Annotated in this window: 13 protein-coding genes and 2 pseudogenes; 10 read left to right on the forward strand and 5 right to left on the reverse strand. The window is 69.7% G+C overall.

Annotated elements, in window-relative coordinates; translation table 11 throughout:
• Positions 1-9 precede the first annotated feature (9 nt).
• Together ACFHWU_RS13620 and ACFHWU_RS13625 are read right to left on the reverse strand one after the other, a co-directional pair.
• Positions 10-324, reverse strand: a complete 315-nt coding sequence (locus tag ACFHWU_RS13620; protein WP_278168906.1) for a type II toxin-antitoxin system PemK/MazF family toxin — start codon at positions 322-324, stop codon at positions 10-12.
• Positions 321-572 (reverse strand): hypothetical protein, encoded by a 252-nt coding sequence (locus tag ACFHWU_RS13625; RefSeq protein ID WP_278168905.1) that lies wholly within the window; start codon positions 570-572, stop codon positions 321-323. Before ACFHWU_RS13625 ends, ACFHWU_RS13620 begins: the two co-directional genes overlap by 4 nt.
• Positions 573-771: 199 nt before the next feature.
• Here ACFHWU_RS13625 and ACFHWU_RS13630 point away from each other — a divergent pair, with 199 nt between their 5' ends.
• Genes ACFHWU_RS13630 through ACFHWU_RS13645 form a run of 4 tightly spaced genes read left to right on the forward strand, consistent with a single transcriptional unit; the run spans position 772 to position 4517 of the window.
• Entirely contained in the window at positions 772-2040 is a 1269-nt protein-coding gene (locus tag ACFHWU_RS13630; protein WP_416590699.1) for an ABC transporter substrate-binding protein, read from the forward strand.
• Between the two features lie 31 nt (positions 2041-2071).
• A complete protein-coding gene (locus ACFHWU_RS13635) occupies positions 2072-3031 on the forward strand; it encodes a carbohydrate ABC transporter permease (RefSeq protein ID WP_416590701.1) in 960 nt (319 codons plus the stop codon).
• A complete protein-coding gene (locus ACFHWU_RS13640; protein WP_416555109.1) occupies positions 3028-3900 on the forward strand; it encodes a carbohydrate ABC transporter permease in 873 nt (290 codons plus the stop codon). The genes ACFHWU_RS13635 and ACFHWU_RS13640 overlap by 4 nt, the downstream gene beginning before the upstream one ends.
• Positions 3897-4517 (forward strand): hypothetical protein, encoded by a 621-nt coding sequence (locus ACFHWU_RS13645; protein ID WP_416590703.1) that lies wholly within the window; start codon positions 3897-3899, stop codon positions 4515-4517. The genes ACFHWU_RS13640 and ACFHWU_RS13645 overlap by 4 nt, the downstream gene beginning before the upstream one ends.
• 32 nt (positions 4518-4549) lie before the next feature.
• Here ACFHWU_RS13645 and sthA read toward each other — a convergent pair whose 3' ends face one another.
• The gene (sthA, locus tag ACFHWU_RS13650; RefSeq protein ID WP_416555105.1) at positions 4550-5953 is read right to left on the reverse strand and encodes a Si-specific NAD(P)(+) transhydrogenase; all 1404 of its coding nucleotides are present in this window, start codon (positions 5951-5953) and stop codon (positions 4550-4552) included.
• A 238-nt stretch (positions 5954-6191) separates the two neighbouring features.
• Here sthA and ACFHWU_RS13655 point away from each other — a divergent pair, with 238 nt between their 5' ends.
• Entirely contained in the window at positions 6192-6650 is a 459-nt protein-coding gene (locus tag ACFHWU_RS13655; RefSeq protein WP_416555103.1) for a hypothetical protein, read from the forward strand.
• A 30-nt stretch (positions 6651-6680) separates the two neighbouring features.
• On the opposite strand, the gene ACFHWU_RS13660 is transcribed toward ACFHWU_RS13655, so the two are convergent.
• Complete coding sequence (locus ACFHWU_RS13660; RefSeq protein ID WP_416555101.1) at positions 6681-7457, reverse strand: serine hydrolase; 777 nt, start codon at positions 7455-7457, stop codon at positions 6681-6683.
• Between the two features lie 427 nt (positions 7458-7884).
• Between ACFHWU_RS13660 and ACFHWU_RS13665 the strand changes: the two genes are divergently transcribed.
• A complete protein-coding gene (locus tag ACFHWU_RS13665; protein WP_416555099.1) occupies positions 7885-8757 on the forward strand; it encodes an MEDS domain-containing protein in 873 nt (290 codons plus the stop codon).
• Positions 8744-9172, forward strand: a pseudogene (locus ACFHWU_RS13670) (ATP-binding protein); the annotation flags it as partial. The gene ACFHWU_RS13665 and the pseudogene ACFHWU_RS13670, both read left to right, overlap by 14 nt.
• A 60-nt stretch (positions 9173-9232) precedes the next feature.
• Here ACFHWU_RS13670 and ACFHWU_RS13675 read toward each other — a convergent pair.
• On the reverse strand, positions 9233-10276 hold the full coding sequence (locus ACFHWU_RS13675) for a sodium:calcium antiporter (RefSeq protein ID WP_416555097.1): 1044 nt from the start codon (positions 10274-10276) through the stop codon (positions 9233-9235).
• A 185-nt stretch (positions 10277-10461) separates the two neighbouring features.
• Here ACFHWU_RS13675 and ACFHWU_RS13680 point away from each other — a divergent pair, with 185 nt between their 5' ends.
• The 3 genes and pseudogenes from ACFHWU_RS13680 (at position 10462) to ACFHWU_RS13690 (ending at position 13190) form a co-directional block, all read left to right on the forward strand.
• A complete protein-coding gene (locus ACFHWU_RS13680; protein WP_278168894.1) occupies positions 10462-11430 on the forward strand; it encodes a sporulation protein in 969 nt (322 codons plus the stop codon).
• A gap of 355 nt (positions 11431-11785) precedes the next feature.
• A pseudogene (locus ACFHWU_RS13685) lies at positions 11786-12328 on the forward strand (hypothetical protein); the annotation flags it as partial.
• 259 nt (positions 12329-12587) lie between these two features.
• On the forward strand, positions 12588-13190 hold the full coding sequence (locus ACFHWU_RS13690) for a glycosyltransferase 87 family protein (protein WP_416590729.1): 603 nt from the start codon (positions 12588-12590) through the stop codon (positions 13188-13190).
• The last annotated feature ends 142 nt before the right edge of the window (positions 13191-13332 follow it).

Consider the following 13332-nt stretch of genomic DNA (forward strand, 5'->3'; position numbering starts at 1 on the left):
GCGCACCTGTCAGAGGTCGAACAGGTCCCGCATCGCCTCTTCCAGTCGGGCCATGCTGGCACCGGTCACCATGCCGACCCGTTCCGCCCCGGAGCGGCCGGAGATGCGGCGCATCCGGTTGACCACGACGACTCCGGACAGCGGGTCGGTCTCGGCCAGCGGCACCACGAACGGCGGCAGGCTGGTGGCGCCGCGCTGGCGGACGATTGGCGCGCAGTACGGGGCGGCCCTGGGTCGCTCGTTGTGCGTGTCGCCGGACAGCACCACCACCCGGTAGCGCAGATCGGAGCGCTCGCCGACGGTCCAGATCTCGCCGCGGTTCACGCCGCGTCAGACAGGTCGGACCAGCCGGACTCCAGCGTGTCGGCGAGTTCGTCAAAGCCGTCCAGTTCGTCGCGGACCTCCGGGTTGGCGGCCAGCCACTCCTCGTGTGCCCGGGCGGCGTCGCGGCGTGCTTCCCGGCGGGCGGCCCGGTCGATCCAGTCGGAGAGCGTCATCCCGTCCCGTTCGGCAGCGGCCCGCGCCCTGGCCAGGGTCTGCGGGCTCAGCCGCAGGGTGACCATCTCTGCCATGTCGCGATGGTACGACCAGGGCGGCCGGTGTGCTGCCCCGGCCCGGCTCGGGTCGGCGGGCATGCCGCGGAGTTGTAACGTTCAAGTCAGCCATTGACGCACATGTAACTGACTCCTAACCTACGTTCACAAGCGCTTCCTCTGGCCCCCAAACACATCGTTACGCACCTGGTGGTCGGCTCAGATCCGGAGGTTTCTGATGGCAAGATTGAAACGATTCACCAAGTCGCTGGCCATCGCTGCTGCCCTCTCGCTGGTCGCCACCGGCACCGTCGCCTGCGGTGCCGACACCGAGTCGGGCGAGGTCGCGCTGCGCTACTCCTGGTGGGGCAACGCCGAGCGGGCCGACCTGATGCAGCAGGCGATCGACCTGTTCGAGGAGCAGAACCCGGGCATCACCGTGACGCCGAGCTTCCAGGAATACGAGGCGTACTGGCAGAAGCTGACCACCGAGACCGCCGGCGGCAACATGCCGGACGTCCTGCAGATGGACTTCTCCTACCTGCGCGAGTACGCCGACCGGGGAGTGCTTGGCGGTCTCGACGAGCACGTCGGCACCGACCTCGTCCTCGACGACCTGCTGGCCGGATTCGACGGCGCCGGCGCGGTCGACGACACGCTGTACGCGGTCCCGGTCGGCGGCAACACCTGGAGCATGTTCTACAACCCGGCGCTGTTCGAGCAGGCCGGGGTGCCCACGCCGGTGATCGGCTGGACCTGGGAGGACTACCACTCCGCGATGGCCACCATCAAGGCCGAGACCGGCACCTACGGCGGCGGCAACTACACCGGGGTAATCTACAACCTTGAGGCGCAGCTGCGTCAGGAGGGCGGGGCGTTGTTCACCGAGGACGGCCGCCTCGGCTTCAGCAAGGAACGGCTGGCGCGGTTCTGGCAGCAGGGCATGGACCTGATCGAGCAGGACGTGGTCCTGCCGGTGGAGACCGCCGTCCAGATCAAACCGGCCTCCCTGTGGGTCGACGACCTGGCCGCCTCCGACCTCAGCTGGGACAACTTCCTCACCCGGTACGCTGGCGAGACCGACACCGAAATCAGGCTGGGCCCGGTGCCCAGCAACAACCCGGGACAGCTCGGGCAGTACCTCAAACCGGCGATGCTGCTGAGCACGTCGGCCGGCACCGAGCACCCGGCAGCGGCTGCCAGACTGATCTCCTTCATGATCAACGACCCGGAGGTGGGTCGGATCTTCGGCGGCAACCGTGGCCTGCCAGCCACCAACGCCCAGCGGGACGCGGCCGAACTCGACGGGCCGCTGGCTGCTGTGGCCGCCTACGAGGAGACCATCGCCGATCAGCTCACCCAGGCACCACCGGCGCCTCCGCGCGGTGCCGGCAGCATCGAGGCAGCGTTCATCCGGATCAGCGAGGAACTGCACTACGGGCGGATCGGCGTGGCAGAGGCGGCCGACCAGCTCTTCGCCGAAGCCGAGGAAATCCTCGAGCCCTGATCCGTACGCGGTGACCAGCCCGAGGGTTCCGATGACAAGCTCCACCGTCGGCTCCGCCCGGCCCGCGGCAGCCGGCCGCCGTAGACCGGCGACGCCGCCATCGGGTCGCCGCGACGGCGACCCGGTGGCCGGTTACCTGTTCCTGTCCCCCTGGATCGTCGGCATGCTGCTGCTGACGGTCGGCCCGATGGCGGCCTCGCTGTACCTGTCGTTCACCGACTACAACCTGTTCACCACGCCGGGATGGGTCGGGCTGGACAACTACCGCCGGCTCTTCGACGACGACCGGTGGCTGCAGTCGGTCCGGGTCACCGCTGGGTACGTGCTGCTCGCCGTACCGTTGAAGCTCGCCGCGGCGCTGGCGGTGGCGATGCTGCTCAACCAGCGCCGCCGCGGCCAGGGCTTCTACCGGGCGGCGTTCTACGGGCCGTCGTTGATCGGCGCCAGCGTCAGCGTCGCCATCGTCTGGAAGGCGCTGTTCAGCGACGACGCGGTGGTCGACCGACTGCTGAGCTCGGTCGGTCTGGGCAGCGGCGGGTGGGTCGGCAATCCCGACTTCTCGCTGCTCATGCTGGTGCTGCTGGCGGCCTGGCAGTTCGGCGCGCCTATGGTGATTTTCCTCGCCGGGCTCAAGCAGGTGCCGGCCGAGCTGTACGAGGCGGCCGAGGTGGACGGCGCCGGCCGGGCGCGTCGATTCTGGTCGGTGACCCTGCCGATGATCTCACCGGTGCTGTTCTTCAACCTGCTGCTGGAGACAATCAACTCGTTCCAGATCTTCACCTCGGCGTACGTCATCGGCGGCCGCAACGGCAGCCCTGCCGGCTCGACCCTGTTCTACACGGTCTACCTCTATGACCGGGGCTTCACCGACTTCCGGATGGGCTACGCCTCGGCGATGGCTTGGATGCTACTGCTCGGCGTGGGGCTGGTGACCGCGATGCTGTTCCGAACCGCCCGTGGCTGGGTCCACTATTCGGGAGACGACCGATGACCCCCGCGTCTCGGGCGGCGGGTGCCGCCACCCGGCGGCGTCGCCTCGGCAGCGTCGGCTGGCATCTGGCGGCGGTGGCGCTGCTGGCGGTGATCCTCTACCCGGTAGTCTGGGTCGTCTCCGCCTCGTTCAAACCGTCCGGGTCGATCGTCGGCAGCCTGGAACTGTTTCCCCAGGAGCCGACGCTGGGCAACTACCAGCGGGCGGCCGAGGGCATGGCCGGTATCAGCGTGCTGCGGTTCTTCTGGAACTCGGCGGTGCTGGCGGTGCTCGCCGTGGTCGGGACGGTGGCGTCGTCGGCCCTGGCCGGCTACGCCTTCGCCCGGCTACGGTTCCATGGCCGTACCGTCCTGTTCGTACTGATGATCTCGACCCTGCTGCTGCCGTTCCACGTGCTGATCGTCCCGCAGTACGCGGTCTTCCAGAAACTCGCTCTGGTCGACACCTACGTGCCGCTGCTGGCCGGCAAGTTCCTCGCCGCCGAGGCGTTCTTCGTCTTCTTGATGGTCCAGTTCATGCGCGGCATCCCGCATGAACTGGACGAGTCGGCCCGGATCGACGGCGCTGGGCCGTGGGGCATCTTCTGGCACGTGGTGCTGCCGTTGTCCCGGCCGGCAATGGTCACCACGGCCATCTTCACCTTCATCTGGACCTGGAACGACTTCCTCGCCCCGCTCATCTACCTCAGCACCCCCGACAAGTACCCGTTGCCGTTGGCGCTGCAGCTCTACATCGATCAGACCACGCTGTCCGACTACGGTGCGTTGATGGCCATGTCGATGCTCGCGCTGCTGCCGGTCATCGGGTTCTTCCTGTTCTTCCAGCGTCTGCTGGTCGACGGGGTCGCCACCTCGGGGTTGAAGGGGTGAGCGCCACCGGCCGCGACGACCTCGCCACCGCCGCCGGAGCCGGTGTGCGTAACGCCCGCTTCGCGTTGTTCGGTGAGACCCTGCTGGTCGGAGTGCTGGTGCTGGTCAGCTTGCTGCCGCTGGTCACGCTGCTGGCCGCGCTGGCCGCCGGGTGCACGCAGCTGCGGGCGTACATCGACGACACCGGCAGCACCCGGCTCGGTGCCTTCGGCGTACGGTTGAGGGCCGCGCTGCCCGGCAGCTGGCCATGGTCGCTCGCGGCGGTCGGGGCCGGGCTGCTGCTGTACTTCGACGCGGCGGTGGTACGCACCGGCCAGTTGCCCGTCGGTGAGCTGGTCGCGGCGGCCTGCCTGCTCACCGCGGTCGGCCTGGGCGCCCTACTGTTGCGGGCCGCCGCTGGCTGGCACCCGGGCGCAGCCTGGCCGGCGCTGCTGCGCGCCGCGGCGCGCACGCTGCGGACCGACCCGGGCGGTACGGTGCTGCTGACGCTCGCCCTCACCGGTCTGGTCCTGGTCACCTGGCAGCTGGTCCCGCTGGTGGTGCCGATGACCGGCTGTGTACTGCTCGCCGCGGTCGCGGTGCACCGCCGTCAGGCGGCACCGGCTGGACCCGACTGACCCTCCGGTCCCGTCGGATGGACAGCTGACGGTCAGTCGTGCAGCTGGGCGAGGTGCCGCATCTTGTTCATCGCGTCCAGCGCGGCGACCTTGTACGCCTCGGCAAGGGTCGGATAGTTGAACACGGCGTCGACGAAGTAGTCGACGGTACCGTTGCAGCCCATCACCGCCTGCCCGATGTGCACCAGTTCGGTGGCCCCGGTGCCGAAGATGTGCACGCCGAGCAGTTGCCGGCTGTCCGGGGCGACCAGTAGCTTGAGCATCCCGTACGAGTCGCCGACGATCTGCCCGCGGGCGAGCTCCCGGTAGCGGGCGACCCCCACCTCGAAGGGCACCCGGTTGTCGGTGAGCTGGTCCTCGGTGCTGCCGATGAAGCTGATCTCCGGGATCGTGTAGATGCCGATCGGTTGTAGCTGTGGCATGCCACGGGCTGGTTCACCGCAGGCGTGGTGGGCGGCGAGCCGGCCCTGCTCCATCGAGGTGGAGGCCAGGGCGGGAAAACCGATGATGTCTCCGACCGCGTAGATGTGCCCGGCCGTGGTCTGGAAGTTCTCGTTGACCTGAATCCGGCCCCGGGCGTCGGCGGTCAGGCCGGCCCGCTCCAGATCAAGGTCACCCGCAACGCCCTGGCGCCCGGCGGAGTACATCACGGTGTCGGCGGCGATCCGCTTGCCGCTCTCCAGCACCGCGACCGCCCCGCGCTGGTGGCGCTGCACCGACGCCACCTCCTCGCCGAAACGGAAGGTGACAGCGAGGTCACGCAGGTGATACTTGAGCGCTTCGACGATTTCCAGGTCGCAGAATTCGAGCATCCGGTCCCGCCGCTCCACCACGGTGACCTCGGTGCCGAGCGCGGCGAACATCGAGGCGTACTCGATGCCGATCACCCCGGCTCCGATCACCAGCATCGACTGCGGCACCTGTTCGAGGTTGATGATGCCGTCCGAGTCGATGATGGTCCGCTCGTCGAAGTCGACGCTGGCCGGGCGGGCCGGGCGGGTACCGGCCGCGATCACGATCTTCTCGGCGGTGACCTTGTTTCCGTGGCCGGTCGCATCGGTCACCACCACGGTGTGCGCGTCATCGAACCGTGCCGTGCCGGTCATGATCCGTACCCGGTTGCGGGTCAACTGGCTGCGGGTCACGTCGATTTCGCGCCCGATCACGTGCTGGGTCCGGGCAGTTAGGTCACTGACCGTGATGTGATCCTTGACCCGGTAGCTCTGACCGTAGACCTCGCGCTGGTTGAGGCCGGTCAGGTAGAGGACGGCCTCGCGCAGGGTCTTGGAGGGGATGGTGCCGGTGTTGATGCACACGCCGCCGAGCATGTGCGCGCGCTCGACGACCATGATGCTCCGGTCGAGCTTCGCCGCGGCGATCGCCGCCTTCTGTCCACTGGGGCCGGATCCGATCACGAGCACGTCGACGTCATACACCGACCCAGTGTGACAGGCCCGGGTTTCCGGATGCTTACGACCACCCCTGTCCGTCCGGACGACCTGGGGCGATAGACGGGTTGCCTTCCGCAGCGAAAAGCTTACTATGGGGCAGCACATGAAGGCAACGTGTATGAATATATGATGGCACAGGCGTTGATGTCCGCTATGCCGTAAGCCACCGCTTCCCTCTCCAGTCGGAGCTCCGCCCGCCCAGTCGGACCTGAGAGGCACTACCGTGAGCCACCCCTACCGCACCTCTGCTGACCACTCCGGATTCTCCCCCTCCCGCCGCTCCCGCCGCCGGCCCGTCTGGCTGTGGATCACCGCGCCGGTCCTGCTGGCCGTCCTGGTCATCGGGATCGGCGCGCTGACCAGGGGCGAGCAGTCGCAGGCGACGCCGACGCCGACAATCGACGAGAGCACGTCGCAGACCCCACCGGCCGACACCGAAGGCTGGCAGGCGTGCCAGGACCTACGTGAGATCAGCGCGGCCGAGCTCGACCACGACGTCAATCGGGAGATCGGCCGGCAGGCACAGGCGTCGACCGACGCCACGCTGGCCGCCCGTGGAAAGGACCTGGTGGACGCCGCCCGGGCCGCCGCCGACCAGGAGCCGATCGAGGGGAACCTGACGATCTCGGCCGCGCAGGTCGACCTGCGCGAGGCCTGCGACCGGGTGTTCGGCCCGGCCTGACCCGACGGACAGGTGCCGGCCAGCCGGGGGCTAGCCGGCCGGGGCCGGCCGTCGCCACGTGTCGAAGGCGATTCGCACCGCCTGTTCCACCGCCGCGATGCCGGCATCCAGCGAGTCGTGGTGGTCGGACAGCACCGCCACCAGCCAGTCGTGGTCGTCCTCGACGATCCGCCCGATGCTGTTGACCAGCCAGCGTCCGTCATGATCGTCGACGGTGTCCCAGCCGTTCTTCACCCAGGTACGGGAGCCGGTCGTACCGGCACCGACCGGCACCCCCCACCGCTGTCCATCGACCACCCGACGCATCAGGTCCAGCACCAGGCCCCGCTCCGCCGGTCGCAGCGGGCTCTCCTCGTCGACCAGCACTCGAAGCAGCCGGACCTGGTCGGCTGAGGTGGTGACAGTCGTTCCCCAGGCCGACCTCGGTCGGGTCCGGGTCAGGCCCAGCTCGGTGTTGACCCGGTCCAGTCCGGAGACGCCGCCGATGGCGGCGAAGAGTTCACTGGCCGCCGCGTTGTCACTGGCTGTGATCATGGCCTCGGCCCGGTCGCGTTGCACGGCGGTCAACGGGATCCCGCCCCGGTCCAGCAGCAGGGCAGTGAGAATCTCCACCTTGACGATGCTCGCCGTCTGAAACTGGAGCTCGTCACCGGTACGGAACCCGGCCCCGGTGCCGCGCTCGACAGCCGCGAAGCTGAACTGGCCGGGCAGGCCGGCGGCGTACTCGCGTACCTGTCGGGCCGCCAGCGCCGCCCGGCGGCGCTGCTCCACCACGACGTCCGGGGTCGGCACCGCAGAGGTCGGCACGGCCACTACCGTACCCGGCCCGCCAGCGGCCACCCGACCGCCGGTCACCGGCAAACCGGCGGCAGCCCGCCACCCATAGCCGAGGCCACCTGCGGCGAGCAGGCCGGACAGGCCGAAGCCGAGCAGTGACCGACGAGATGTTCCGCCACGGGAGTCGGCGCGTCGGCCGGACGTCGCGGTTCGCCGGGCAGGGTGCCGGGAGTTCCCGGACCGGCCGGACCGATCCGCGAGGCGACCACTAACCGGGCCTTCTCCGATGATCACGTGGGCCCCCAGATCCGGTGCTGTCCGCTCTACCACCGGTGGTACGGGCATCGCACGGCGGACGTTCAAATCGACGGCTCAACGGAGGGCGTGTCCGGGTGCGACCGGGGGCAACGCATAAGGTGGCGGGCATCCTCCCTAAGACGGACAAGGCGGATCGACGATGGCGGACACGGCTGCGGTTGGCACGCTCGGCGCTGGCGACCATGCCTGTCTCACCTTCTCCGACCAGGAGGAGCGACTGGACCTGGTGGCGGCCTTCGTTCGTCGCGGGCTGCGGGCCGGGCAGAAGGTGGTCTGCTGGACCGACTCGGTGAGCCCGGACGAGCTCGCCGGTGAGCTGCACGACCGCGCGGTACGGCCTGGATCGGCCCTGCGCCGGGGCCAGCTGCGCATCGTCTCGGCCACCGAGTCGCTGCTCGGCGGGGCAACCGCCGACGCCGGGGCGATGGTGCGGACACTCGCGCGGGAGGCGCGCCAGGCCAGCGACGAGGGGTACGCCGGCCTCCGGGTGACCGCCGACATGTGCTGGGCGACCCGCCCGGCCGCCGCAGCCGATCAACTGGTCGAGTTCGAGACGCTGGTCGCCGACCTGTTCGCACACGGCCAGCTCTGTCTGATCTGCCAGTACGACCGGGAGCGGTTTGACGCCGTCACGCTGGCGTTCGCCGCCCGGGCCCATCCCCGGACCGTCGCCGCTCAGGTCTACCTGGAGCATCCGCTGCTGCGGGTCTGCCGGCAGTACAGCCCGGCCGGCCTGCGCATCGCCGGTGAGCTGGACTACCGGCACAAGGATGTGCTCGAGTTGGCGCTGGCCGAGTCGGTACGGATCGACCGCCACCTGCACATCAACCTGACCGGGCTGGACTACATCGACGGAGCCTGCGCCGGGATCATCCTGGCTGCCGCTCGGGCGTTGCCGGGATCGCGCCGAATGACGGTATCCTGCCGCCGGCTGGTCGGTACCGTGCTGTCCCTGGTCGGCGCGGATGACGTGGCTCAACTGCGGGTACAGAGACGCCATGAGCAGCCCTGATCCCACCTCGCTCGGCATCGGGGGACGGCCGACGGGCACTCCGTCCCCGGCCGGTGCCGTCGACCAGCCGTTCGACCGGGACGGTCTGTACGGCCTGCGGGCTACGCTCAGCGCACACGCTCCCGGGCTGGGCATCTCGGCCGAGCAGACCGAGCATCTGCTCATCGTTGCCGGGGAGCTCGCCACCAACGCGTTACGCCACGGCGGCGGCAGTGGCCGGCTCCGGTTTTGGCGCCGCGACGACATCCTGTACTGCCAGGTCAGCGACGGTGGACCGGGAATGCGTGACCCGCAGGTGGGAACCGTTCCGCCGGACCAGGCGCGGGCCGGTGGTCGGGGGATCTGGATCTGCCGGCAACTCTGCAGCGAGTTGATCATCGATCGTGTCGAACCGGGGCCGGGGGCGGTGGTTACCGCAGTGATCAGCCTGGCCCGGCCGGCCGGTGACCGACGATCCGGGGCGCTGATGCTGGTGTCAGAGGGCCAGGACCGCGACCACGGCGAGGTAGCCGCCGAACAACAGGGTGCCTTCGAAGCCCAACCGACCCCAGCCGCGGACCTGCCGGGCCAGCAGCCCACCGAGCAGCACCGTGGTCATCAGTAGCGCGGCAGAGGTGAGGAACAGTTCGTCCGGACCGGCCGCGTGGTAGATCGACCCGGGGCGGTAGAAGACATCAGCGACCACCAGGTTGAGCGCGTCGAGGCAGTTGCCGCCGAGGACGGCCGCGACCGCGAGGGTCACCGCCCCGCGCCGTACCGCCGCGATCGCGGTGATCGTCTCCGGCAACGCGTTGACCAGGCCCATGAGCACCCCGCCGACGAATCCGGCCCGTAGCCCGGTCGCCTGCACCAGGCTCTCGGCGGCGAGTGCGGTCAGCCAGCCGCTGGCGGCGACGGCCAGCCCGACGAGAGCGAACCGCACCCACAGCCGACGCAGTGGACAGTCGTCGAGGGGACCGTGACTCTGCGGCAGATCCCGGCGGGTCTCGTTGGTGTCGACGGCTTGCCAGTAGGGCGTAACGTCGGTGGAGTGGACGATCATGACGCCGCCGAGGTAGCAGCCGATCATGATCATCGAGACCGGGTGGACGCCCGCCACCGCGCCGTCCGGGGTGTAGGTGGCCAGCAGCGCCAGGGCCAGCAGCGCCAGCAGCAGGCAGCCGAAGAGCAAATTGGACAGCGAAGCGGCGGCGTGTTCGAGGTTGACCCGCCGGTAGAACAGGTCGGCCACCGCGATTGCGGTGGTCTGCGCAGCGATGCCGCCGACGGCGTTGCTGTAGGCCAGTTGCGGAGCGTCACTAGCCGCGGTCACCGCAGTCATCACGATCCCGGACAGCGACGTCGCCAGACCAAAGAAGACCGCACCGAAGACCGCTTCTCCCCAGCCAGTCCGGTCGGCGAGCGCGTCACCCACGGCGACGAGCCGGATCCCAGCCGCCACCGTTACCACTCCGGCGATCGCGAACGCGGCTATCGACCAGGAGACAGGCCAGTCCGCCGTCACCAGGAAATCCGGCATAGACGCATTTTTTCACCCGTCCCGCAGTCGCGTGCGATAACCGGACCACGCCGACAACCGCCCACGACAACCCGCCACGATAGATCAGGATAAACTGAACACCTGCCATTATATCCACACTGGATGCCCCGAATGCCGGTACCGGCAGGGCACGGTCCGTCAACCGAGAACCGAGAGGAATGTACGTGGTATTCAAGAAGATGCTGGGCGCTCTTGGAATCGGCGCTCCCAGCGTCGACACGGTGCTACAGAACCCCAACGCCCGGCCGGGCCTTGCCCTCACCGGGCAGGTGAACATCACTGGCGGCAGCCACGACGTGCAGCTGGACCAGATCACGGTCAGCTTGGTCACCCGGGTTGAGGTGGAGGCCGGCGGCGAGGACCACAACGCCCTGGCCGAGTTCCACCGGTTCCCTGTGTCCGGCGGCATCCACCTGCGCGAAGGCCAGCAGTTGTCGTTGCCCTTCCAGTTCCCGGTGCCGTGGGAGACCCCGGTGACCGACCTCTACGGGCAGCGCCTGCACGGCATGACCATGGGTCTGCGGACCGAGGTCGCCATCCCGGGGGCGATCGACCGAGGCGACCTCGATGCGGTGCACATCTACCCGCTGCCGTTGCAGGAGCGCATCCTGGAGGCGTTCGCCCGGCTTGGCTTCGCCTTCAAGGGCGCCGACCTGGAGTACGGGCGGCTACACGGCGTGCCCCAGACCCTGCCGTTCTACCAGGAAATCGAGTACTACGCCGCACCCCAGTACGCCGGCGGCATCAATGAGGTCGAGCTGACCTTCGTGGCCAGCGAGTACGGCATCGACGTCGTGCTGGAGTTCGACAAGCGCGGTGGTCTTTTCCGGCCGGGGCACGACTCGTACGGCCGCTACCGGGTCAGTCACACAGACGCCGACCAGGTGGACTGGACCGCCCAGGTCGACACCTGGGTCCGCCAGGCCCTCTCCCAGCGCCAGTCGCTGATCGGCGGGTACGGCGCGCCCGGTGGGCATTACGGCGGGCACCATGGCGGGTCGGGAATGGGTGGGGCCGTCGCCGGCGCGGTCGGTGGCGCCGCGCTCGGCTTCGCCGGCGGGATGATCGCCGGCGAGGTCTTCGACTCGTTCGGCGGGGACGACGACTCGGGTGAAGAGTTCGAGGAGGAGTGACCATCAGCCGGGCGTTGGTGCCCCGGTCGGGGCACCAACGCCCGGCGACGCGGCGTCGCTACCAGGTCACCGCGGTACCCGGCACACAATCGAGAGAGATCCGACCCGCGCCGACGTTATCCACTGCGGACACTCACCACCGATGGGTTCGGCAGTTCGACTGGGTCATTCGACAGCTGACGTTGCAATGCCGAGCGATATAGACGTAGGTTGAGGTCAGCCGACCGACGTACAAGGCCAACCCGTTCCGAGCGGCGGCATTCGGTACGACCGGCGAGGGTGACGACTTTGCGTATCCGGGTCCTCGGTCAGATCCCCGGGCGGTGAAACCGGCCGGGCAACGCCCGAACCGGCACCGGCCCAGCTGCCAGCCGACATCCCCGACTTCACCGGCCGGATCACCGAGTTGGCCGAGCTCGACCAACTGCTCGACGACGCCCACGGGTGGACTGACGACGTGGACCGGTCGCCGGTGGTGACCATCGCCGCAGTGTCCGGCACCGCCGGCGTCGGCAAGACCGCGCTCGCCGTCCGCTGGGCGCACCGGATCCGGCACCGGTTCCCCGACGGCCAGCTCTACGTCGATCTGCAGGGCTACGACGCCGAGCAGCCCGTCTCCCCGGGCCAGGCCCTCGCCGGCTTCCTGCGGGTAGCCGCGGAACTGGCGGCCACCCGCCCCACCGCGCCACTGGTCGAACTGGTCCGCGGACTCGCCGATCAGCACCGGCGCCTCGATCTGCTCGACGCGGGTGGCGACCGGCGCACCGGCGTACGCGCGGTGTTCTCCTGGTCCTACCTGCATCTGCCGGCCGACGCCGCCCGCGCGTTCCGGCTGCTGGGGCTGCATCCCGGGCCTGGGCCTGGCCACCGCTACGGGATGCACGACCTGCTCCGAGCGTACGCCGTGGACCTCGCCGGCCGGCAGGATTCACCGGTCGACCGGCACCAGGCGATGACCGTCCTGTTCGACCACTACCTGCACACCGCCGCAGCCGCCATGGATTACTCTTCCCCGCCGAGCGACACCGGCGGCCGGCGGCGACCGGCCCGAGCGTCGCGGCGCGGCCGCTGCCCGACGCCGTCGCGGCCCGGACCTGGCTGGAGCAGGAGCGGGCCAACCGCCGACCGACTCGAACTGGTTCTGGACCGGCGGGCTGCTGGACACCGACCGGGTCACCGGGGATCCCCGGACCGTCCTGAACCAGTCGTTGTCCGGCGCGGTGACCCGGGTGCTGGACGAACCGCGGCCTGGTCTGCCGTGGCTGGTGATCGCGGTGCTGGTCGGCGCGGCCGGGATGACCGTCGCGGTCCGCTGCGCGCGGGCCGGCGACGAACTGCTGGCGGTGCTCGCCTGCGCGGCCACCGGGCTGCTGGTCTCCCCTGTCTCCTGGCACCACCACTGGGTGTGGTGGGTGCCGGCGCTGCTGGTCCTCGGCGGTGACCAACGGTGGTGCGGCCGCAGGTCGACGATCCTCACTGCCGCCGCCGGCTGGCTGGTCCTGGCGGGCAGCACGAGCTGGGTACTGGCCAGTCCGGGCGGGTGGGACCTGCACTTCTCCGGGCTCGGGCTGATCTACAGCAACCTGTACGTGCTGCTGGCGCTCGGTGGGCTCGGGCTGCTCGGTAGGCGGGTACGGCCGGACCGGACCGGGCCCCGGCGGCGGGCGGCGGCAGCGGTGGGGCCGGTCGAGGCGGCTGCGCCGGTTATCTGCCCGATGGCACCGAGACCTGGTCGGCCAGCGAGATCGAGGCGTCGGTAGCGCACAGCGCCCGCCGGGTCGCCCAGCTCACCAGCAGCGTTGCCGGTGCCGCCGACGGCCCACTGCCGGCGGACGCTGCCGCCGCGATCCGGGCCTGGTACGACCGCCGGCTGGCCGCCACCCAGCTGGGCTGATAACCGGT

The organism is Micromonospora sp. LOL_015 (genome assembly GCF_048060275.1).
Taxonomy (GTDB): Bacteria; Actinomycetota; Actinomycetes; order Mycobacteriales; family Micromonosporaceae; genus Micromonospora_E.

What these genes read in the sequence shown, in the direction of transcription:
- ACFHWU_RS13640 (WP_416555109.1), top strand. Translation starts at nt 3,028, where the DNA reads ATGACCCCCGCGTCTCGGGCGGCGGGTGCCGCCACCCGGCGGCGTCGC.
- ACFHWU_RS13635 (WP_416590701.1), top strand. Translation starts at nt 2,072, where the DNA reads ATGACAAGCTCCACCGTCGGCTCCGCCCGGCCCGCGGCAGCCGGCCGC.
- ACFHWU_RS13630 (WP_416590699.1), top strand. Translation starts at nt 772, where the DNA reads ATGGCAAGATTGAAACGATTCACCAAGTCGCTGGCCATCGCTGCTGCC.
- ACFHWU_RS13625 (WP_278168905.1), bottom strand. Translation starts at nt 572, where the DNA reads ATGGCAGAGATGGTCACCCTGCGGCTGAGCCCGCAGACCCTGGCCAGG.
- ACFHWU_RS13675 (WP_416555097.1), bottom strand. Translation starts at nt 10,276, where the DNA reads ATGCCGGATTTCCTGGTGACGGCGGACTGGCCTGTCTCCTGGTCGATA.
- ACFHWU_RS13665 (WP_416555099.1), top strand. Translation starts at nt 7,885, where the DNA reads ATGGCGGACACGGCTGCGGTTGGCACGCTCGGCGCTGGCGACCATGCC.